The sequence below is a fragment of the Pseudoduganella sp. R-34 genome (assembly GCF_049904655.1).
GTDB lineage: Bacteria > Pseudomonadota > Gammaproteobacteria > Burkholderiales > Burkholderiaceae_D > Rugamonas.
Window position 1 is genome coordinate 4,596,929 of sequence record NZ_CP184572.1, and the last position, 19,210, is coordinate 4,616,138.

Below are 19,210 nucleotides of genomic sequence, written 5' to 3' on the forward strand. Positions count from 1 at the left end.
CTACAAGAAAATTAGTGAACCTGAATGGAGGTCATCATGAAGACGCTAATTATCCTATGCAGCGCTGTCATCAGCTTAAGTGGCTGTGTCGTTTCGCCACTTTACGGTGTCGAGGGACGGTACCACTCTCGAAGCTATGACCGGAGAGACGGCAACTACAATTACTATCACCACGGCTACCGTTATCGAGACAGCAGAGAGTATCCGGGAGATCCATACCGAAATTAAGTAGTTCCAAGATGCGCCACTCGATCCATCTCTACTACCGCTGAACGCTTAGCTGAAGAGGCATAAGCGCAACTTGGTATTTCAATTGCGCGAGAATGTGAAAGCAATGGGGACTGCATGCATACGATTACTCGCGTCGACCTGTCCGCCTCTCTCCAGTCCGCAACCGGCTTCACTTTTTCGAGGGATGCACAAAAATTCATCGAAAACCTTTTCGAAGAAATTGCACTCGCGCTCGAGCGGGGAGAAGAGGTCTCACTCCAAGGATTTGGCAAGTTTAGGATCCTCGCAAAAGCTGCGAGACCAGGCAGGAATCCGAGGACGATGGCGCCATGCACCGTGTGTGCCAGGCGGGTGGTGGTGTTTCATCCGGATTCCACGTTAATCAAGAATTGCCAACGCACTTGATTCGACTCGCGGAATTCGCCTCCAGGGAAATGGCGCCAGCCGGCTACTGTCAGTTGGACGCAATACCAAGATGCCGTACAATCGCTCGCTTTCCGACACCACGCAATGCAAAGATTGCCTGCTGAAATTTCAAACGCGGAACGGCGGCGCCATCTTCCCACTTGTGCACAGACGGGTCAGACGCGCCAATGAGTCGTCCCATTTCTGCGAGGGATAGTCCTAATCGACCGCGCACGGCGCATGGTAGCGAAAGCTTTGGCGGTGAAGCACTGCCGCGATGTTTTCTGCACTTCAGATGATTTGACAGCCGGTGGTCGCGGGGGCGTTTCTAGTGCCCTTTATCTTGCTTTTTAGCGCGCCAACTTCATCGCGCAGAAATCCCAGCTGGGCCTTGAATTGCCGCCCATCTCATTAATGATTCCTACTTTGCCTTCAATTCTTTGCAAGCAAGCAGGGAGATTGGGCCTTTAAAGCCTTAGAAATAGCGAAGCAAGACACTTCCATTGCATCAGCGTGAATTACCGCTTCCTGAGCGCGAACTATAGCTAAGTTGCCGCACGACAGCATTATCGGATTCTTGCGATTCTGACGCATATGGTAGTTCAGCATGTTGGTCCGAACAGTCATGCTTCCGGTGCTGATCCTGGGAACCACTCAGCACACGCGCAATTGTCTCGTCGCCGAATTTCTGATTGCGAAGATATGTTGACGCATAAGACAAGCCATGCGTACAGACCAAGTCAATGGCATGATCAATGACGGTTGTCTTCACTCGCTGTTGTCGGCGTTCCGTGGGAACTAACATGATCCAACTCCAATCTGATCCGACGGCACCAAGATAGCATATCCATAGTCCCCTTGCATGGTTGCCCTTTCGAATCGAACAAGGCCACCGGAAGACTTTGCATCTCGGCGTTCGGCACGGCCAGCCACTGACCAGGCACCGCGTCAGGCACCAAGCTACTCAGTATGTTCGCGGGACGCGAGCGGGTGTCGAGTGGCCAATACTTTATCGATGCGGAGACCATCCAAGTCAACCACCTCGAAATCCCACCCCTGCCAGTGACAGATGTCGCCTGTTCGCGGAATAGTCCCGAGCAGAAGCATGATCATGCCACTGAGGGTGTTATACCGACTCTTTTCCTCTTCGGGCACGCTTTGAAGTGCCAGGCGGTCCTTCAGTTCGGGGACCGGAATCAATCCATCTAGGAGCCAACTGCCATCCCTACGGACAAGCGCCCAACTGTCTTCCGCGCACCGAGGCTTGAACTCGCCGGTAATGGCCTCCAAAACGTCTTGCAGCGTCACGATACCTTGTACTTCGCCATATTCATCCACAATGAACGCGAGGTGGGTGCCAGTCTGCTTGAAGTGCTCCAGCAGCTCCATGCCCGTCAATGTTTCCGGAACGAAGACGGGCAACTGAAGATGGACTCCCAAGTCCAGTTGGGCACCTTGCCTTGCTTGGGTAAGCATTTGGCGCGCGCTGGCGATTCCAATTACCTGATGCCAGCCGCCCCTGAGTACCGGGAAGCGGGAATGTTCGCAATTGTCGAAGCGCGCCATATTGGTCACCAGCTCGTCATCAAGGTCAAAGTAGATGACATCATTGCGCGGTACCATAAAGGACGCCAACTGGCGATCCTCCAAACGAAAGACATTACGCACCATCTGGTGCTCCTGGACTTCGATAACACCGGATTCAGATCCTTCTTCGAGCATCATGTGCAGTTCCTCTTCCGTGATCGTCTGTGGACCAGCCTGTCGCACGCCCAAGCCTCGCAATATCAGCTGAGTGGATGCCGAAAGCAGTTTGACAAATGGCTTGACGATCCCTGCCAGAATCAGCATAGGACGTGCAACGACACGCGCTACCGGCTCTGGATTCAGTTGGCCCAGGCGCTTGGGAACTAGTTCGCCCAGCACGATCGAAAAATAGGTGATTGTGAGGACGACCAGAGCCGTTGACAGATTGTTGGACCAGGCGGAGGTGATGCCGAGAGACATCAACCATTGGCCAAACGGACGGGCAAGGGTCGCTTCGCCGACAATACCATTCAGGACACCTATCGACGTGATGCCTATCTGTACTGTGGACATGAATTTATTGGGATCAGCGCCTAATTGCAGGGCTGCCTGCGCGGCGTTATCGCCGCGTTCTGCAAGTTTGCTGAGCCGGACTTTGCGCGCCGTCATCAACGCAACCTCGGACATCGCGAACAGACCATTGAGCAGAATGAGCCCGAGAAGGACAGCAATTTCCATTGTTACCCCTTTCATGCCCATAAGTGCACTAAGCAAACCTGCCGAGGTATCAATTGCGATCCGGCTTGGCGGCAGAATTTTCAGTCCCAATCTGCTCGGTCATTCTAACGCGCCTGACACATCATCCCTACTCCCTAGCCAGGCAATGTCTGGTGCCCCGTTTGCGTAGCTAGCGGTACATTGACCTTACCACTGCATTAACGATCACATTGACGAGATCGGAGGGACCTACGCCTCGCTCATCTTGTTAAAGAAAAGGCTTCCTAAAATGATGCTGTGCTGGCGTCGGAGAATTTCGCCCAGAGTGTCCGGTGATTCGGTCACTATCATTGCTGGGTTTCCCATCTATACTGATAAAGCAGAAATCATTTTCAATTCTTGGTCGATCGCACTTGACCAAGTCTTGCCGCCCGACGTTTGTGTGCTCGATTGGGCCATAAGTGCGGTAGGGAGCCAGAGATGCTGCACGAATTCCTGTCCAACAATCGCAGTGAACTCGTCGATCGCTGCAGAGCAAAGGTCGCCACACGTGAACATTCCGCGACAGCCGAGCAATTGCAAAATGGCGTCCCGATGTTTCTTGAACAGTTGATTTATACATTGAGGTCAGAGCAAGCAAGTAGCACGCTCCAGACTAAAACAATCTCGGTCAAGCTGGAACCCGCTCTGCCCCGCACTGAGGTTCAGGCATCGGCGACTCTGCACGGTCAGGACATGCTCGCACTGGGCTTTACGGTCGACGAAGTGGTTCACAACTATGGCGATCTGTGCCAAGCGATCACCGACTTGGCGGTCGAGCGCGACGCCCCGTTTGCCGTCGACGAATTCAGGACCTTGAATCGATGCCTCGACAATGCGATTGCCTATGCAGTCACTGCCTTTAGCCTGCAGCATGATTTCATTGAATCGGGCCGCCACAATGCCGAAGAAAACAAGCGGATGGGCTTCTTTGTCCACGAGCTACGCAACCTGCTTGGCACCGCCAAACTTGCCTATACGGCCTGCCGGACTGGCAACCTCAACCTGAATGGGGCAACTGGAGGAATTTTGGACCGCAGCCTGGACGGCTTAGACAGCCTGATTCAAACCACCGTTTCACTCGTGCGCAATGAGCACCTGGACGGAATGCGGGACATCTTTTCGGTTGCAGACTTTGCCGCAGAGATCGAAGCAGCATCAGTTTTGGCGGCAGTTGCGAAGCAGTGCCGGCTGACGATCATGCCAGTCGATCCGGAATTGGCGATAAAGGGCAATCGGTCGATGCTGTTGGCGGCCGTCGTGAACTTGTTGCAGAATGCCTTCAAGTTCACGCATCCGCACACCGAGGTCACGTTGACCTGCCATGCTGTCAATGACAATGTCCTAATTGAAGTATCCGACCATTGCGGCGGGCTAGGTGCCGAATTGGCCGAACGCATGTTCCAACCCTTTGAACAAGGCGGCGCCGATCGCTCGGGGCTCGGGTTAGGCCTGACGATCGCCAGGCAGTTCGTCGTGGCGAACGGTGGGCGCCTGAGCGTCCGCGATCTGCCCAATGTTGGCTGCGTGTTCACTGTCACACTGCCACGCCATGCCATAACTGACAGCGTTAAGTAAGCGATGATCCAACTCGTGGACCCGGTTTCCCTCGGACGTAAAACACTACATTCGCCTAGAAAATCCCCATGGCAGACACCGTGGCCAAACGGTGAATGATGTGCTCGCAACGAAGGCGCCATGACTCCGCTGACACACGCCAACACGCTCTATGTTCGTGCCACGGGATTCCAACTTCTAAGTTCCGCTTCGGGGCAACTGTCAGCTGAACGCGGTACTAAGGCGCTCGGCAATCGCTCGCTTTCCGACACAACGCAATGCAAAAATCCCCTGCTGATATTTCAGACGCGGAACGGCGCTCCGTGCACAGATGGAATCTGGCCTTGAAATCAGTTCTGATCATCGGACCGCTAGCGGGCGCCGCTATGAATTTCGCGACGGCGACCGGCCTCTCGTTCGGCCCGTTTGGTGATGTCATCGGCGTTGTAGAAATCAAAGGTGAGATCAAGCACGGTGCGTTGGCTTCAGCCGATAAGATCGTGCCGGCATTGGAAGCTGCGTTTAAGAACACTCGCGTAAAGCAAGTTCTAAAAATCGACAGCCGTGGCGGAGCACCGGTCGAAGCAGAGCGGATTATCAGCGCGATCGTCACTTACAAACAAAAGTACCCGAAACCAGTTACCGCGGTCATCGGGAATCTGGGTGCATCCGCAGCCTACATGGCGGCCATGCACGCTGATCGTATTGTCGCGGGAAAGTACAGCCTGGTTGGCTCGATCGGCGCGATCCTCGCTCCATGGCAGCTAGATAAGGCGATCGCTCAACTGAAGGTATCGCAGCGTGTCTATAGTTCGGGTCGCCTGAAGGCATTCTTGAATCCCTTTACTCCGCTGACAAACGAGTCGGACGCCAAGGCAACTGAACTTGCAAACAAGGTCGGCGGCGCGTTTGTCCAGGGTCTGCAGCAGCAAAGAGGGCGGCATCTGAAGGCCGGGGTAGACTTCGGTACCGGTGAAGTATGGAGCGGGATGGAAGCGAAGGCGCTTGGCCTCGTCGACGAGATCGGAACGATGGAGACGGTCGTTGGTGCACAGACAAACCTCAAGGAGTTCAACTTTGGCCCACGTGGTGAAGGGTTCGCTAGCCTCGGCAGCCGGTTCGTGGGAGCGATCTTTTCGGCCGTCAGCGACGCTCGAGTAGGCGCTGCCGCAGCCACAGAAGTCGTTGGCCCCAACGTTCTTGTGGCGCGACTTACGTGTAAGGAACTCATGGGCCTTGGAGGTACGGCCATGTTCGTGCCAATTGCCGGCGGATCCATGATTGGCCTGGCATATTGGCTGCAGGCTGGGAGGGCTGGCGTGCGCTTGTTCCCCAAGGATAAGGTAGTGCATGGTGGTCGACAAGTGCCGCGTACTGCGATCCACGAATGGGGCCCGAACAGGTGCTTCTTTGAGTACGATTTGTACACCACCCATTTCGGCTCGATCGTCAACGGCGAAGTGGAGAAGTTTTTGTTTGGTACCATTGACGACCAGGGGGCGAAAGCAGTCCGCGCGTTCGTGCGTGGGGATCACGCCGATGTACACGATTCGTTCCAGGAATTCTTTGAATACATGGCAGCGCAGAAGCTGCGCGCGCCCAAAGGCCTTGACTGGATCCGCTCATGCTACGGCTCTTTGGGCCAAGTCGACCTGATGGTCGAGATGCAGGCTTTGCGCCTGATGCATTGCACAATGTGAGTCGAGGGTGTGCGGGAGATCGTGTCGGCACATGACTCGGATGTGAAATTCATATTGACGGACCACCCCGTGACGGTCTACAACGCGGCGGTGGATCCCACGTCTGAGCAGTGCACCTATCCACAAGATCCGCTGACAGCCGCCGTGGGCACCCAGACCGTGTTCGCGCTGCAAGCGTCTTGCCAGCACCGTCTGGACGCATCAATCACGCCCGGCCATGATCCAATTTTGGCACAGCATTTGTGCCCACAAATTTGATCATGGACACAAATTTTCAACCAGTCATTCAGCGCGGGCCACGCGGCAAATATCGCCAGCACTCCCTGGAGTTCAAGCGCGCACTCGTGGAGATGACCTTATAACCCGGCGTGTCGGTGCCGCGGCTGGCGCGTGAGCATGGCGTCAATGCGAACCAGGTGTTCACTTGGAGGAAGCTGTACGAAGCAGGCGCAGCTTGTAGCAGCTGCGCCTGCGCAGTCCAGCGAATTGCTGCCGGTGGTCGTAGCGACGCAGGAACGGGTGCCGGAATCGGAAGCTGCGACCGGAACAATCACTCTTGAAATTGGACGTGTGCGCTTGCGCATCGAAGGCCAATCCAACGCCGCCACACTGATACAAGTATTGGAGCGTGTGCTGCGATGATCGGCCTGCCAGCGGGTACGAAGGTCTGGCTCGCAGCAGGCGTCACCGACATGCGCAGCGGTTTCAACGGTTTGGCGGCGAAAATGCAAACGGCCCTGGAAGAAGACCCGTTCAGTGGCCACGTGTTTGTGTTCCGTGGCAGGCGCGGCGACTTGATCAAGCTGCTGTGGTGGACCGGCGACGGCTTATGCTTACTGGCGAAGCGTCTGGAGCGCGGTCGCTTCATCTGGCCGCAAGCGTGTTCCTCGACATTCAAATGCCTGACATGGACGGCTGTGAAACCGCGACTGCCATGCATGCCCTTCCTCAATGCGCAGAACTACCCATTGTTGCATGGACCGGTTGGGATGGCCCCGGTAGTCGAGAAGCCATGGCACACGCACGCAGGTATCCCGCCTGACGAAGCCCGTAGCACTAGAAGAGTTGCTAGCGATGTTGTCGCGCTTTGGCAGCAGAGACTCGCCCCGATAGAAATCGCATGCCGACACCTCCCGACGCACGTCTTTCGTCCGCAAACAGCGTTACGTCACGCCCCCTCTTCGCGCGATCGGTAACACCGGCAGGCCCGGAACACAGTGCTACCGCACTTCGCATTGACCAGGGCTGCGCCCTACAACCTGGTCACTGAACACGGGGAGGATCCCAAGCAGGCAATTCGATTCCGAGCGCATCGTCGATGCGTTCCTTCGCACGATGCAGGCCGAGCACACTCGCCGAGCGCATGGTCCAGGCAATCACTGTAACCTGGTATCGCGTCGGAATTGGATCACCGACTTTCCTGATGCTCAATCGGCAGTACCATTTTGCGCTAGGCTTGCCCAAAGTCGCCCTGACGGTCGAACAGTCAATTTCGTAACCACGATAGCGTTGCATATCCGGCTCCTTCGTGACGTCGCGCCCATTGCTGCGGGACTTCTGGCGCTCGTCGAACGCCACGCTCGCACTATCGAGCACCTGCCCCCTGCGTCTCAGCGCAGCCGCCACGCGACTGCCACATGGGTTGAATGCATCCGTCACGGCACACGATGTACGTTAGGCCCGCGTACCTTGGAATCATTCCTTGTACGCTGGAGCACTGCGGGACCCATCTCACCAAGACATCGCCAGGCCGGCGCCAGCTGGCGTAAAAGATCGCATCAGCGTGTGGCCGCACCGGAGGGCGACCGGGACTTCGCAAGTGAGTGTTCCTGCATTTCAGCCTGCCTGCGTTCACGCGTACTGCGGACCTTTAGCCGTTTCTCCCACCAACCGTAGTCCGACAAGGTTTCCTTTGCCACGTCCACACACCGCTCGTAGTCGGTGGAGAGCCTGGTGCATGGCGGGACCGGTGGTTCAATGCCTTGGGCGATGCAATAGCGTACCGCATCCTCCAGGTCTCCTTCATTGAGCAATTCCCGGCACGCCGTTGAGTGGATCAATGCAAGATTCATATCACTACCCATAACTCGCCAATTGTCGGGCAAATCGCTGCAAGGGGCGCGGACCGGAGCGCTCCGCATCCACGCACCAGGTTTGCAGGACTGCCAGGAGTTCTTCCTGCGTTGCCGGCGAACGTTCCCATAACTTCTCCAGCGCCTGCCGCGCCACATGCATGGTATTGAGTCGTGTGCTGTGTACGATCACCTGTTCCAGCTCCACCTTCTGCGTTCTGGTGAGCCGACACGGTGCGCGCCGCAGCAGACGCTTCGTCTGGACCAACGCCGCGTGGGGGATCAACTGCGCCAGTCCCATGCGTTCAGCCCGAAACACGTCCAAAGTCAGGACTGTCAGCTCGCGCATCAATACCGCACGATTGCCCAGGACCAGCTTCAAGGTCACCCGAGTCGGCACGAACTGCCCCGCGCATCGCCTCAAGCGCTCTGGTGGCCGGCGCAGCGTTGCCAGGCGCAACCACCGCAACAGGCTGATATAGGCCCAGCCGATATCGAGTTCAAACCAGCGAACCGAGAATTTTGCAGACGTCGGAAACGTGTGATGGTTGTTATGCAGCTCTTCCCCGCCAATCAGCAGGCCAAACGGAACGATATTGGTGGCGGCTTCCTTGCAGTCGTAATTGCGGTAGCCGGCACAGTGCCCTAAGCCGTTGACAACCCCGGCGGCCAGGAACGGAATCCACATCATCTGGCAAGCCCACAGCGTCAGGCCTGGCGCCCCGAACAAGACCAGTTCGATCAGTAGCAGCAAGCCGACGCCTTGCCAGGTGTAGCGGCCGTAGATCCGTCGTTCCAGCCAATCAGCCGGTCCCCCACCGCCGTAGCGATCCACCAGCGTGGGGTCACTTGTCGCGTCCCGGTACAGTTCTGCCCCGCGCCACAGAACTTGGTTGATCCCGACCACCACCGGGCTGTGCGGATCCTTCTCGGTTTCACAATGGGCGTGATGGCAGCGATGCACCGCCACCCACTCCCGCGTTACCATCCCTGTCGTCAGCCATAGCCAGAAGCGGAAACAATGGGCCACGAGCGGGCGTAAAGTCAGCGAGCGATGCGTCTGGCACCGGTGCAAATAGACCGTCACCGCGACGATCGTCACATGCGTCGTCACCAGCCCGATCAGCAGCAGCTGCCACCAGCTCAGCGCAAGCAATCCTTCGGCCATCCATTGCAGATACTGCTCCATACCGGAGCTCCTTCGCGACCACGGCCCTACAAGTTCGGATGTTCGGCGGCAAACGCGACCGCGTCACACAGTTGACCGTATCGATAGCCGCCGTAAAGGAAGTGGCCCTCGATAAAGTCAATACCATGCAGTCTCATCGTGCTTTCGTCTTCGTCAGTGGGTCGGTATGCGGCCACCCAGCTCGGTTGGAACGCCTCGTCGCGCAAGAAGCCTTCTTTGGCGTGTTCCGCGACCGCATAGCGCAAGGCATCCTGGAACACGACGTAACGGTGCTGCCGGAATGCGTACCTTTTCCCATCGAACGAGATCTCATATTGCGCAGCCAAGCTCTCATCGGACTGCTGGCGCGCATCTGTATTGTCCGCACTGTCCATAATCTTTCTCCCACGGCTATCCGTGCTCCCGTTCATTACCAGAATCTGACGCTGGGCCTTCGCCATCGCATCGGTATTGGCGTCTTCACAGGAGCTGAATGCGTCTTCCGGAAAAACAATCGATCGCGTCACCTTGTCCGGCCATTGCAGCCTCGTGCAATCCACCATCGGCGCCCTATGCTTGAGGATGGCGGTTGACGCGAACTTCAGCGAGCCGTCCTGGCACCTGAATTCGGCCCACCTCAGCAGGATTTTCCACCCCTGGAACCGGGAAGTTGAATGTTGGCGCATGGTACACTCCTTCGCTCGCGTTCAGGAACAGACTCCGGAAGGCGGTAGCAACGAGCGGGCCCACCTTTCCGGCGCGGCACACCGACAGCGTGCCAGGCGCAGGCATAACACCACTTCACGGCGTTGAGGGGCTTTGACGCGATTGCGCTGTCACGCTGCAATGCTGAGGAAGACCGGCACAAATTGGGAATGTTGGCTGGGTACCTGTTCCCCACTATACGCTCACAAGCGACGTTCACCTAATGATTTAGGCATCGCCCGCACCAATACACATTGCTTGCAATACTAGTCGACACTCTCATGCACCATCGGTGTGTCGACGGCGGAACATTACTGTCTCTCCACCGAGCAGTACCCGCAGCCCCCCCTTACGATGTTGAATGCTTCATCGCTTCAGCCTCATGGGCAGCCGTACGTTCTTCGCGCGCGGCGATCGGGTCGCCGCCGTTATCGACCAGGCCGGCTGCGCGTTCGGCGTCGGCATGTGCGCCTTCCGCTTCGGCTCGCTCACCTGGGTTCTCGCTAGCGGGGGGGGCCAGCATGTCGTGCACCATGGCGCGCAGTTCTTCAACGTCTGGCTGCAAGCCGCGCCTTTCCCGTTGATGAATGTAGTGTTGAATTTCAGATTCCTGTTCGGCGCTCAAAGGTAGGCCGCGGAAGGAGAATTCCGGAACAGAGTCTTTCATGACGGATCTCCTTCTTGGTGACTCACACTGAGTGTACGCTTAAACGGGCGCATGCGTCGGCCTCTTGGAGATAGTCGTCGATCCACTCCCGCCCCCATGCCTTGGCGAAGGACACCGCGTCCGCCGCCGCACTCGCCACCCAGAGGTCATGGAATGCATACTCATCCAATGCATGGCCACATTCCTGCATCGCCAGCATGAATTTGCCAGCATACCGCCCGAGTTACCATATACATCAGAAGTCGGGGACGCCAGCGAGACGCCTGTCCGACAGCTAAGTTACAGTTCGCGCCTAAAATTTAGGCATCTGCGTTGATGCGACGACCGCATGGCTGACTAAGAAATCAATGCCACACCATGCTTGCGAAACCAAACGTCATCCGTCGAGCTGACATTGCCGCCAGTATGATTGTAATTAATGGTCAGTTCTTCATGGATTTCGATGTCTCGGGCGGCAATGAAATGGAGCTGCTGCTCTTCAGCAAGCGCAACGTACCTCAGATTTGCGGGATTGGCGTGGTTGTACATGCTGCCCCAACCAAGGGCTAAGCAACCCGCGGGTTCCCCCTTTGTCAAATGTCCCCAATTGAACAACAAACGCTTTACCTCCTCGGGAAACTGAGCCCAGTACGGGGAAAGCAGCACAACAGGGCAAGCTTCCACGAGTTCACCAGTCGATATCCGCCGACTAGCGAACACGCCCCTGCCTTTTGAGGAGCCCGTGTCCTTGATGTAGCCGAGACAAGCCTTGATGTTCGTCATACCTACAGAACCTCCCGCTTTCCATGCATCGCGCGTGCAACGGCCAGGCTCCGCCGTAGAAAACATCACAATGTTCGGCGGTAATGCTGCAGCACCATGGCACGCCTATTATGGGCCTTTCGATCGACGGCGCGTTGTGCGCTTCTCTTGAAGAATCAGTTTCCTTCGCTGCACCACACGAATCTGACTGCAAAGTTGCTGCCAGAAAGTGGATTGTAATGTGTCATCGCGATGGTGAAACGCTTGTCTAACCGCTGCCGGCCGAATTCCCCTGCTTGGGCATCTCCACCTCCCGAAAGAATCGGGATGGTCCGGTTCAAGCGGTTTGCGCCCTACGATATCTGGCACAGAATGCCAGTGTGATGCGTGAATATCGATGACATGGGTGCGCGTGCGTACTGACGACTTCGACCATTCGGCGCATAGTGAATTCATTGCATCTGAGCGAAGTATTCGCCCTGTTGAATACACAGCCCGATTGGCTCTGCATATTCTTAGAAGGGAGTTTCGTATGGACGAATATTTGTCAGCGCAAGCTTGTGGCGACGCCGCATTGCACAGCAATGATAGGGACATGTCCGAACAGGTTCGTCTTGATGCTGCACTGGACGAAGCATTGTGTTGTACTTTCCCGGCGAGCGATCCCGTTGCTCTGGACTTCGCCATGACCTCGCATGTCTCAACGCGAGCCGAACTCATTAGGCGGGCATTCCCGCGGAGATCATCATGAACCCGGTCACATCATTCTTAGTCGGCGTCTGCCTGCTGGCGAGCACCGGCGCCCTTTACTGGGGGCGCCATACGTTGCCTTGCTCTTCTTCGCCCTCGGCGTTCTCATCGCACTATCGCTGAAGATGGCCAATGCGTGGGAAAAGTTTGTGATTTTGAGGCTGGGTAAGCTGCAGAGCGTCAAGGGGGCGGGCCTGTTTGCCGTCATTCCGATCATCGATAGCGTGGTTGCGATCATCGACGTGCGTATTCAGACCACTGCCTTTAACGCCGCCGAAGCGCTCACCCGAGACACCGTTCCCGTCAATGTCGACGCGATCATTTTCTGGCATGTAGGCGACGCGGAAAAAGCGGCGTTGGCGATCACTCATTATCGGGAAGCAATCGATCGCGTCGCACAAACGTCGTTGCGCGAAATGATCGGTGCATCGATGCTGGCGTCACTGTTATCTGAACGCAAAGAGGCTGATGCGCAGCTAAAGGATGTCATTGCGCGGAAGACGGCGGCATGGGGTATATCGGTCAGTTCCGTCGAGATCCGCGACGTAGCAATTCCCGTCGCTTTGCAAGACGCAATGTCTCGTCAGGCACAGGCAGAGCGCGAAAAGCAGGCTCGTGTCATTCTCGGCTCTGCCGAAGTAGCGATTGCCGGCAAGTTTGTCGAGGCGGCAGAGATGTATGCAGGGCATCCTGCAGCATTGCAGCTGCGGGCGATGAATATCATCTTTGAGACAACAAAAGAGCGCGGCGCCACAGTCCTGATCCCCAGCACGATGATCGATAGCTTGAATCCGCCTGCAACCATGGAGCGGCCAGCAAGGTTTGAACGAAGGGCATCGGGTCCAGAGGTAGCTATGAGCAAAGTTGCGGCCTGATTTAATTCTATTGATCCCCAGGAACACTCAGTACAAGTTCCTGAAGGCGCATGACTCGGTGAATGGGCGCCAACTGCCCTCCGCCCCCAAAGTATCGCCCAAGGATCATTGCGCGGCGTGGCATCAGCAAGCCCACTTACCACGCACGTTGCTGCCGCCGCCAAGTAAGCGCCAATTCATTCGTCAGACCGAAACGAAGGGATGACGGCGTCATCTACCGCGCGCTGGAAGGCCTGCATCAAGCTCAATGTCAGGCCTGTTTGGACAATGTGGCCGCATGTGCCGTGTGCCGTCCACTTCGCAAGAGCAAGCGCCTCACACTGCTCCTTCGTGTGCACTACGGTTTAGCGAAGGCGCGCTCCTTTGGTCCCGCGCTTATACTTGAGGAAGCCTAAGTACCGTTCATCGGATCGGTGCAATCTATTCTGGTTGACGTGAGCAACCAGAAAATCCGGCTGTGGGTGTGCGCCGTGAGCACGCTGCTTCGCAGTAGTGGTCTGCCCCTCGCGTAGCTAACTTTAGGTCAACCAATTATCGAGGCCCGCGCGTCGAGAACCGCAACGTGCATAGCATTTGAAGACCATGACTATCGTGTCGCCGAATCGATCCATATATATGCTTAGGCGATGGGGTGTCCCCATGCTATCGTCAATGGCTGCCCTGACTATAGCGATTCCAGTCCGCAGCAGTGTAATCACTGAAGCGGAGGCTATATGAAAGATTTCACTCGCCCTGACCAAGGCATGGCCTTGGCCGTCGATACAGCGATCAAAATGGCGACATCTTCCGGATGCTTACTCACATGGCAATACCTGCAAATGCACTCAGTTCCAAATGGTGTGGCGACGCGGGTACTCTCCCAGAGTGGCCCACGGCGCACTTCAACCACCAATGGCCGAGACATGTTACGGGAGCAAGGCCCAGCGAACGGCGAGAAAGTGCCGAACAGGCGACAAAACTGGCTGCGACAGGATTGCGAACCGTCCTAAAGTTCCGAGTACCAAGGACAAATATCACGCTTTCCGAAACGATCGATCAGGCTATCGAGATGGTGGGGGTTCACAATCGGTTCTACGCTGAAGCACTATTGCGCATCCATGCCGTCAAAACATCAGTCATCATGGGGGGTGCTATTTGACGTGGCACGCCGACGGAGCATTGGCTCTCCAACCATTCCTCTAGCGCCGGCACGTGGCATTCGATTGCTGCACTCAGTCCGAAGCAAACTCCCCACAACGGGACGCGATAGTAACAGAAGCGCAACTCGTCAATCTCTGCCTTTTCGCGTGGCGTCCTGAACAAGGTGACGGTGGATTTCGGCCGTCAACGTTTCGATTCGCTCTGCCATCGCCCTGGTGATTTCTGTCAGCTCAGTGTTCTGACGGAGCAGCTCCAACGTTTGTGCGGAATGCTTGGTCGATGCGACGGCGATCGCCTCGCGGTGCTTGGCGTCGGCTTCAGAATGCGCCTTGTCCCGCGCCGCCTGGCGCGTTTGTGCTAACAAGATAAGCGGTGCAGCATAAGCCGCCTGCAAGCTAAATGCCAGATTCAATAGGATGAAAGGGTAGACGTCAAAATGAACCAGCCCAAAGACATTGGCTGCGATCCACGTGGCGACAATGATGGTTTGCAGGCCAAGAAAAAGTGAGGTGCCGAGGAAGCGCGCGAAGGTTTCCGCCTTCAGCCCGAACGCGTCACTCCCAAACGTCTTGGATAAGTGTTCGTGCTGGCGATGAAAACGCAAATGATCGACATGTGATTCACCTGTCGAAGACAAGTTTTCGGTTTGAGATGAGTTCATACAACCTCCCAACATGCCCGGAATGATTCGCCCACTATAGCTCAACTTGGGATCGCAATTCCCAACTCGCTACCGTGGTGGGCATCGACGATCACTGCGCCAACGCGCCAGCGAGTTAAGGCGTACACTGAATACGAGTCATGACGTAGAAGCGCGGCCAAGGACGTCACGCGCCAGGCTTTCCATCGCCAGTCGACCAGTGCACGCACGATGTCCTAATACGTTGACGGAGAACATCATGAACAGTACAAAGAAAGTCCAGGACCCAACGCCTCACAAAGCGTTCCCTGGCAAAACAGGCGACATCAACAAGCAGCAGCAGAAAGCAACCCAGAATGAAGTCGCAGGTCGACATAAAAATGACGGCATCATGGGGCATCGTGGCACACGCTGAGGAGGTCCATGGGAGACATCTTTTCCAGTCCGACGATCTCATTGACGTAACGCTTTTTCCCTCACTCCTGAGGCTGCTGTGCAGCTATGCGCCATCCTCAGCGAGTCGCTGCATGTTGACTGCCGGCAGTCTGGCTGCAAAAGTATTGAAGTCAATCTTACTTTTGCTTCGAAGTGGTGGAAGTCCTGCCTGAAAACAGTGAGGAATTCACGCTTCATTTTGGTTTCCCTAGTAGACGCCACATTCCTCGTGCCGTTCGCCTGCTCACCGAATTTGCTATCAGTGATGCTGGAACAAGGCATGATGGTCCCACCGAAGCCTACGCCGCCAATCGGTACGTAGCAATGGAGGTCAGACGCGCCAATGAGTAGTCCCATTTCTGCGTGGGATTGCCCTAAGCGACTCCCAATGGTCGCGAAGCCTTTGGCCGTGAAGCGCTGCCGCGCAGTTTTCTGTACAAGCAACTGGACGCTTGGTTCAACGCTTATCTCCGACTGGAACACTGAGATACAGCGGTACCAGCCACATCGTTCGGGAAGCGATCCATTGAAAATTCCACCAACCGCTTCATGGCGCTTTACCTCGCAGAAGCCTCGCACTGCCGATCCAGCGCCAAGGTCTCCGACGACGCTGATGGTGCGTTCGACGCGCAGCACGAGCTGCAGTTCATGGCGATGAAGCGCGAAGTGCTGCGAATCGGGGGCTACACTCAGGAATGTTTCATTTCTCATGCACCTGAACTGAGCGCGATGGTCTATGCCGTCATTGATCTGATCAATATGTATCGACCGAGGTTCAGTTAGCTTAGGTTGAGCATTTGGCGCTTCCTGCGTTTGAACTGGACAATGCCGGGTCACCCTGCGTACCGCGAACGGAGCTGTAGCACAGCGCCAACACTGCATATGAAGATCGCGAGCACGACTCGCATGGCGAACACGAGCGTGCTAAGGTGAGTACATCACCTGTTGTGGCATTGGCCAACCGAAGCCAAGCCTTTGAGTGAACATGGAGACAACCGTGCCATTTTATCATCCGGAACGCCGAACGGGCGTTCGCATGGCAAGCGTCGTGGACGCAGCGCTTGACTTGGCAGAAAAATTCGGGTGGCGCTATGCCATCGCCTATCTCATTGGCGAACGCGTTCCTTCGCAGATCATCCAGCGTCTCCTCTCTGGCGACGGAAAAGTCAGAAGTCACTCCCCCGTTCTTCACGATTCTCCGTCCTGGTGGGGTTCCAACGTGGACGGTCTGCACAGCCTGTTTGAATCGCTGCGGCAGCGCGAGGCGACGACCGCGTACTGCAACGCCGACATGGCTCGTGCCCCGCGCGCCGACGCATACTACGAACTCGACTAAGAATCTGACTTCTTCTTGCAGGCCTTGCACGATGTCGAAGGCCGACTGCTCGCGATTCCATCTCGCGAATCGTTCGCCATTGCCGTCCATAGCCCGCTTGCGCAACAATGCCAATCGTATTATCCATCGCGCCGAAAGACAGGAAACCCATGGGTGTGCTAAGGACAACGAGTCGGCGGCGGGCTTCCCTATCGGGTACTTGAAACGATCGATCCGCACCAAGCTCTTTGGCAGCGTCTTTGCCTTTGTCCTTCTGTCGGCCATTGTTGTCGCCCTTCTCGCCGCCAACGTCGTGCGCACGAGCATGCAGCCGCAGATCGGCATGCAGCATGAATTACTAGTGCGCGGCGTAGCCGACGTGGTCTCGCCCGCAATCTCCGGAGACTCCGCCGCCCTGCGCCAACGCATCTTGATCGTTCCGTCGCTCACGAAGCACTTCTGGAACGTCGGTGTGATCGACCGACAAGCAAGGCAATGCGCTCACCAATGTCCGCGGCATAACCTCACGCAATGTGAACATTAGCTCCCGCGCGCATTCTAGCGTGCACCGGCCTCCAAACTGCCGGTTTTCTCGATACCGATCAAGACCAGCCCTGAACGACGCTTTTGAACTATTCGTCGACCAGGTTGGGCACCGGGTGTCCAGCGCGGTGCAGCGTCCGCCGCAACCCGATCGACCACTCCGGACACCGCCCTCTCAGCCTTCCTATCACTGGTGCGCGCGCACGATATCGCGGCAATCACGCAGTTCAGGAAAGTAAAGGAGAAGATGAGCGCCGCAATGTCCGTCGACACCGTTACGGCGATTCAGGAGGCATTAAACAAATTTGATTTTGATAAACCTTATGAGCTGCTGCAGGCATTCGGTGCAGACGCCAATTCATGACAGCGTGACCGATGCGCAAGCAAAGAGTGCATGGAGTTTAATATTTCGCAATCCATCGGTGGAAAAAACCACTAGCCTCAATCCATGGTTTACAAGAAGGCAGACCCTTTACCGCGTCGATCTCATTCCGGAACACACAATTGTTTCTATGGCGAGCCGCCGAGGGCGCTTGCTGGGCGGCGCGGTTGATCCCGTCCGTACAAATGATCCTGCCAATTGCGTGGGATGTGAGTACAGGAACGAATGCCATAAGCGCATGATCTTGGCGTCGCCTTCGGTGGCGAGATGGTGGGTCATGAGCCTAAGCTGGTAGCCAAGCATCAACGCCGCATGCCGGGTTTTGACGACCATGTGATCGGCATGTATGCCCGAGGCATGACAGTGCGGAAATCCAGGCACATTTACTGGAGCTGTACGGCACCGAAGTGTCGCCAGACCTGATCTCAACGATCACCGACGAGGTCATGGACGAAGTGACGCAGTGGCAGCAGCGTCCACTGGAAGCGATGTACCCAATCGTGTACTTCGATGCATTGCGCCTGAAGATCCGCGACGAAGGCACCGTCAAAAACAAGGCCGTGTACCTGGCGCTGGGCATTCGTGCCGACGGCCGCAAAGAAGTGCTGGGGCTGTGGATCGAGCAAACAGAGGGCGCCAAGTTCTGGCTGAAGGTCTTTAACGAACTGCGCAACCGTGGCCTGGAGGATATCCTGATCGCCGTCGTTGATGGCCTTCGCGGCTTCCCTGAGGCGATTGAAGCGGTGTTCCCACAGGCGCATATCCAAACCTGCATCGTGCACCTGATTCGCAACTCGATGACGCTGGCCTCCTGGAAGGATCGTAAGGAGCTTGCGGCAGCGCTCAAGCCAATCTACCAGGCTTCTAACGCCGATGCGGCGGCAGCGGCGCTGGATGCCTTTGCGGCAGGCCCTTGGGGCCAACGCTTCCCGTCAGTGGTAGCCATGTGGCGCCGGCAGTGGGAGCAGGTAATTCCGTTCTTTGCCTACCCACCGGAAGTACGCTCGATCATTTACACAACGAACGCCATTGAGAGCCTGCATATGCGCTTGCGGAAGATCGTCAAGAATCGCGGACACTTCCCGAGCGACGAGGCAGCGACGAAATTGCTCAACCTGGCCTTGCGCAATATCGAAAAAGATTGGAAGATGCCGCAGCGGACCTGGAAGATGGCCGCCAATCAGTTTGCCATCCTGTTTGGGGAACGTTTTACCAACGCGCTCAATTAACTAACAGCGACCCCGGCACACAAAATTCCTGACAGGTCCAAATGATCGCGCTCAAGGGAATTGCCACGACGCAAAAACACGAATGTATTTATCCTTAGTACGACCACTACCGAGTTTTTGATCTCGACCTAGTGGCAGCCCCAATTACAAACATCCCTGCGAAAAGCATTAGATAGGTTTCCGGCTCCAGAACTGCCGATATAGTGAACTGGGTTTCGGGTATGAACATCCAATCACGGCCTTCATAAAACTGCTGTGCGCGACCGATCATCGAAAAGAAACCGGCCGTGGTGTCCATTGAAATCTCATTCCAAGTCCAGTTCGGACCACCGTTGTCGTCCCAGTAGTCCACGTAATTTCCACGAAGCGTCA

The 19,210-nt window shown here is 56.2% G+C and carries 17 protein-coding genes and 2 pseudogenes; 11 read left to right on the plus strand and 8 right to left on the minus strand.

The window, feature by feature from the left end:
- The first annotated feature begins 345 nt into the window (after positions 1 to 345).
- Positions 346 to 636: an HU family DNA-binding protein gene (locus tag ACN9MW_RS20850; protein ID WP_426162443.1), complete on the plus strand. Its 291-nt coding sequence runs from the start codon at positions 346 to 348 to the stop codon at positions 634 to 636.
- Between the two features lie 960 nt (positions 637 to 1,596).
- On the opposite strand, the gene ACN9MW_RS20855 is transcribed toward ACN9MW_RS20850, so the two are convergent.
- Positions 1,597 to 2,901, minus strand: a complete 1,305-nt coding sequence (locus ACN9MW_RS20855) for a hemolysin family protein (RefSeq protein WP_426162444.1) — start codon at positions 2,899 to 2,901, stop codon at positions 1,597 to 1,599.
- A gap of 459 nt (positions 2,902 to 3,360) precedes the next feature.
- On the opposite strand from ACN9MW_RS20855, the gene ACN9MW_RS20860 reads away from it, so the two are divergent.
- The 4 genes from ACN9MW_RS20860 (at position 3,361) to tnpB (ending at position 7,372) form a co-directional block, all read left to right on the plus strand.
- Positions 3,361 to 4,497 (plus strand): sensor histidine kinase, encoded by a 1,137-nt coding sequence (locus ACN9MW_RS20860; RefSeq protein ID WP_426162445.1) that lies wholly within the window; start codon positions 3,361 to 3,363, stop codon positions 4,495 to 4,497.
- Positions 4,498 to 4,820: 323 nt separating this feature from the next.
- Entirely contained in the window at positions 4,821 to 6,176 is a 1,356-nt protein-coding gene (locus ACN9MW_RS20865) for a S49 family peptidase (protein WP_426162446.1), read from the plus strand.
- A 374-nt stretch (positions 6,177 to 6,550) separates the two neighbouring features.
- Positions 6,551 to 6,736 carry a transposase gene (locus ACN9MW_RS20870; protein ID WP_426162447.1) on the plus strand — a complete coding sequence of 62 codons (186 nt, stop codon included), beginning with the start codon at positions 6,551 to 6,553 and terminating at the stop codon, positions 6,734 to 6,736.
- 132 nt (positions 6,737 to 6,868) lie between these two features.
- On the plus strand, positions 6,869 to 7,372 hold the full coding sequence (gene tnpB, locus ACN9MW_RS20875; RefSeq protein WP_426172264.1) for an IS66 family insertion sequence element accessory protein TnpB: 504 nt from the start codon (positions 6,869 to 6,871) through the stop codon (positions 7,370 to 7,372).
- Positions 7,373 to 7,439: 67 nt separating this feature from the next.
- Here the strand turns inward: tnpB and ACN9MW_RS20880 are convergent, their stop codons facing one another.
- The 6 genes from ACN9MW_RS20880 to ACN9MW_RS20905 form a co-directional block, all read right to left on the minus strand.
- Positions 7,440 to 7,691, minus strand: a complete 252-nt coding sequence (locus ACN9MW_RS20880) for a hypothetical protein (RefSeq protein ID WP_426162448.1) — start codon at positions 7,689 to 7,691, stop codon at positions 7,440 to 7,442.
- Positions 7,692 to 8,252: 561 nt separating this feature from the next.
- Positions 8,253 to 9,437, minus strand: a complete 1,185-nt coding sequence (locus ACN9MW_RS20885; RefSeq protein ID WP_426162449.1) for a DesA family fatty acid desaturase — start codon at positions 9,435 to 9,437, stop codon at positions 8,253 to 8,255.
- Positions 9,438 to 9,463: 26 nt separating this feature from the next.
- Positions 9,464 to 10,102, minus strand: a complete 639-nt coding sequence (locus ACN9MW_RS20890; RefSeq protein WP_426162450.1) for a hypothetical protein — start codon at positions 10,100 to 10,102, stop codon at positions 9,464 to 9,466.
- A gap of 368 nt (positions 10,103 to 10,470) precedes the next feature.
- A complete protein-coding gene (locus ACN9MW_RS20895; protein ID WP_426162451.1) occupies positions 10,471 to 10,788 on the minus strand; it encodes a hypothetical protein in 318 nt (105 codons plus the stop codon).
- Positions 10,789 to 10,810: 22 nt separating this feature from the next.
- Positions 10,811 to 10,987, minus strand: coding sequence for a hypothetical protein (locus ACN9MW_RS20900; protein ID WP_426162452.1), 177 nt, complete (start codon positions 10,985 to 10,987; stop codon positions 10,811 to 10,813).
- 137 nt (positions 10,988 to 11,124) lie between these two features.
- On the minus strand, positions 11,125 to 11,550 hold the full coding sequence (locus ACN9MW_RS20905) for an SET domain-containing protein-lysine N-methyltransferase (protein ID WP_426162453.1): 426 nt from the start codon (positions 11,548 to 11,550) through the stop codon (positions 11,125 to 11,127).
- Positions 11,551 to 12,276: 726 nt separating this feature from the next.
- Here ACN9MW_RS20905 and ACN9MW_RS20910 point away from each other — a divergent pair.
- A pseudogene (locus ACN9MW_RS20910) lies at positions 12,277 to 13,154 on the plus strand (slipin family protein).
- Positions 13,155 to 14,421: 1,267 nt separating this feature from the next.
- Here the strand turns inward: ACN9MW_RS20910 and ACN9MW_RS20915 are convergent.
- Positions 14,422 to 14,955: a DUF1003 domain-containing protein gene (locus ACN9MW_RS20915; protein WP_426162454.1), complete on the minus strand. Its 534-nt coding sequence runs from the start codon at positions 14,953 to 14,955 to the stop codon at positions 14,422 to 14,424.
- Positions 14,956 to 15,193: 238 nt separating this feature from the next.
- Here ACN9MW_RS20915 and ACN9MW_RS20920 point away from each other — a divergent pair, with 238 nt between their 5' ends.
- From ACN9MW_RS20920 to ACN9MW_RS20940, 5 genes and pseudogenes are all read left to right on the plus strand, one after another.
- On the plus strand, positions 15,194 to 15,349 hold the full coding sequence (locus ACN9MW_RS20920; protein WP_426162455.1) for a hypothetical protein: 156 nt from the start codon (positions 15,194 to 15,196) through the stop codon (positions 15,347 to 15,349).
- Between the two features lie 569 nt (positions 15,350 to 15,918).
- On the plus strand, positions 15,919 to 16,152 hold the full coding sequence (locus tag ACN9MW_RS20925; RefSeq protein ID WP_426162456.1) for a hypothetical protein: 234 nt from the start codon (positions 15,919 to 15,921) through the stop codon (positions 16,150 to 16,152).
- 202 nt (positions 16,153 to 16,354) lie between these two features.
- Positions 16,355 to 16,705, plus strand: a complete 351-nt coding sequence (locus ACN9MW_RS20930; RefSeq protein ID WP_426162457.1) for a hypothetical protein — start codon at positions 16,355 to 16,357, stop codon at positions 16,703 to 16,705.
- Between the two features lie 31 nt (positions 16,706 to 16,736).
- Complete coding sequence (locus tag ACN9MW_RS20935; protein WP_426162458.1) at positions 16,737 to 17,228, plus strand: hypothetical protein; 492 nt, start codon at positions 16,737 to 16,739, stop codon at positions 17,226 to 17,228.
- Positions 17,229 to 17,888: 660 nt separating this feature from the next.
- Positions 17,889 to 18,838, plus strand: a pseudogene (locus tag ACN9MW_RS20940) (IS256 family transposase); the annotation flags it as partial.
- Positions 18,839 to 19,210: the final 372 nt, after the last annotated feature.

What these genes read in the sequence shown, in the direction of transcription:
- ACN9MW_RS20850 (WP_426162443.1), top strand. Translation starts at nt 346, where the DNA reads ATGCATACGATTACTCGCGTCGACCTGTCCGCCTCTCTCCAGTCCGCA.
- ACN9MW_RS20855 (WP_426162444.1), bottom strand. Translation starts at nt 2,901, where the DNA reads ATGGAAATTGCTGTCCTTCTCGGGCTCATTCTGCTCAATGGTCTGTTC.
- ACN9MW_RS20860 (WP_426162445.1), top strand. Translation starts at nt 3,361, where the DNA reads ATGCTGCACGAATTCCTGTCCAACAATCGCAGTGAACTCGTCGATCGC.
- tnpB (WP_426172264.1), top strand. Translation starts at nt 6,869, where the DNA reads ATGCGCAGCGGTTTCAACGGTTTGGCGGCGAAAATGCAAACGGCCCTG.
- ACN9MW_RS20880 (WP_426162448.1), bottom strand. Translation starts at nt 7,691, where the DNA reads ATGCAACGCTATCGTGGTTACGAAATTGACTGTTCGACCGTCAGGGCG.
- ACN9MW_RS20885 (WP_426162449.1), bottom strand. Translation starts at nt 9,437, where the DNA reads ATGGAGCAGTATCTGCAATGGATGGCCGAAGGATTGCTTGCGCTGAGC.
- ACN9MW_RS20890 (WP_426162450.1), bottom strand. Translation starts at nt 10,102, where the DNA reads ATGCGCCAACATTCAACTTCCCGGTTCCAGGGGTGGAAAATCCTGCTG.
- ACN9MW_RS20895 (WP_426162451.1), bottom strand. Translation starts at nt 10,788, where the DNA reads ATGAAAGACTCTGTTCCGGAATTCTCCTTCCGCGGCCTACCTTTGAGC.
- ACN9MW_RS20900 (WP_426162452.1), bottom strand. Translation starts at nt 10,987, where the DNA reads ATGCTGGCGATGCAGGAATGTGGCCATGCATTGGATGAGTATGCATTC.
- ACN9MW_RS20905 (WP_426162453.1), bottom strand. Translation starts at nt 11,550, where the DNA reads ATGACGAACATCAAGGCTTGTCTCGGCTACATCAAGGACACGGGCTCC.
- ACN9MW_RS20915 (WP_426162454.1), bottom strand. Translation starts at nt 14,955, where the DNA reads ATGAACTCATCTCAAACCGAAAACTTGTCTTCGACAGGTGAATCACAT.
- ACN9MW_RS20920 (WP_426162455.1), top strand. Translation starts at nt 15,194, where the DNA reads ATGAACAGTACAAAGAAAGTCCAGGACCCAACGCCTCACAAAGCGTTC.
- ACN9MW_RS20925 (WP_426162456.1), top strand. Translation starts at nt 15,919, where the DNA reads ATGGCGCTTTACCTCGCAGAAGCCTCGCACTGCCGATCCAGCGCCAAG.
- ACN9MW_RS20930 (WP_426162457.1), top strand. Translation starts at nt 16,355, where the DNA reads ATGGAGACAACCGTGCCATTTTATCATCCGGAACGCCGAACGGGCGTT.
- ACN9MW_RS20935 (WP_426162458.1), top strand. Translation starts at nt 16,737, where the DNA reads ATGTCGAAGGCCGACTGCTCGCGATTCCATCTCGCGAATCGTTCGCCA.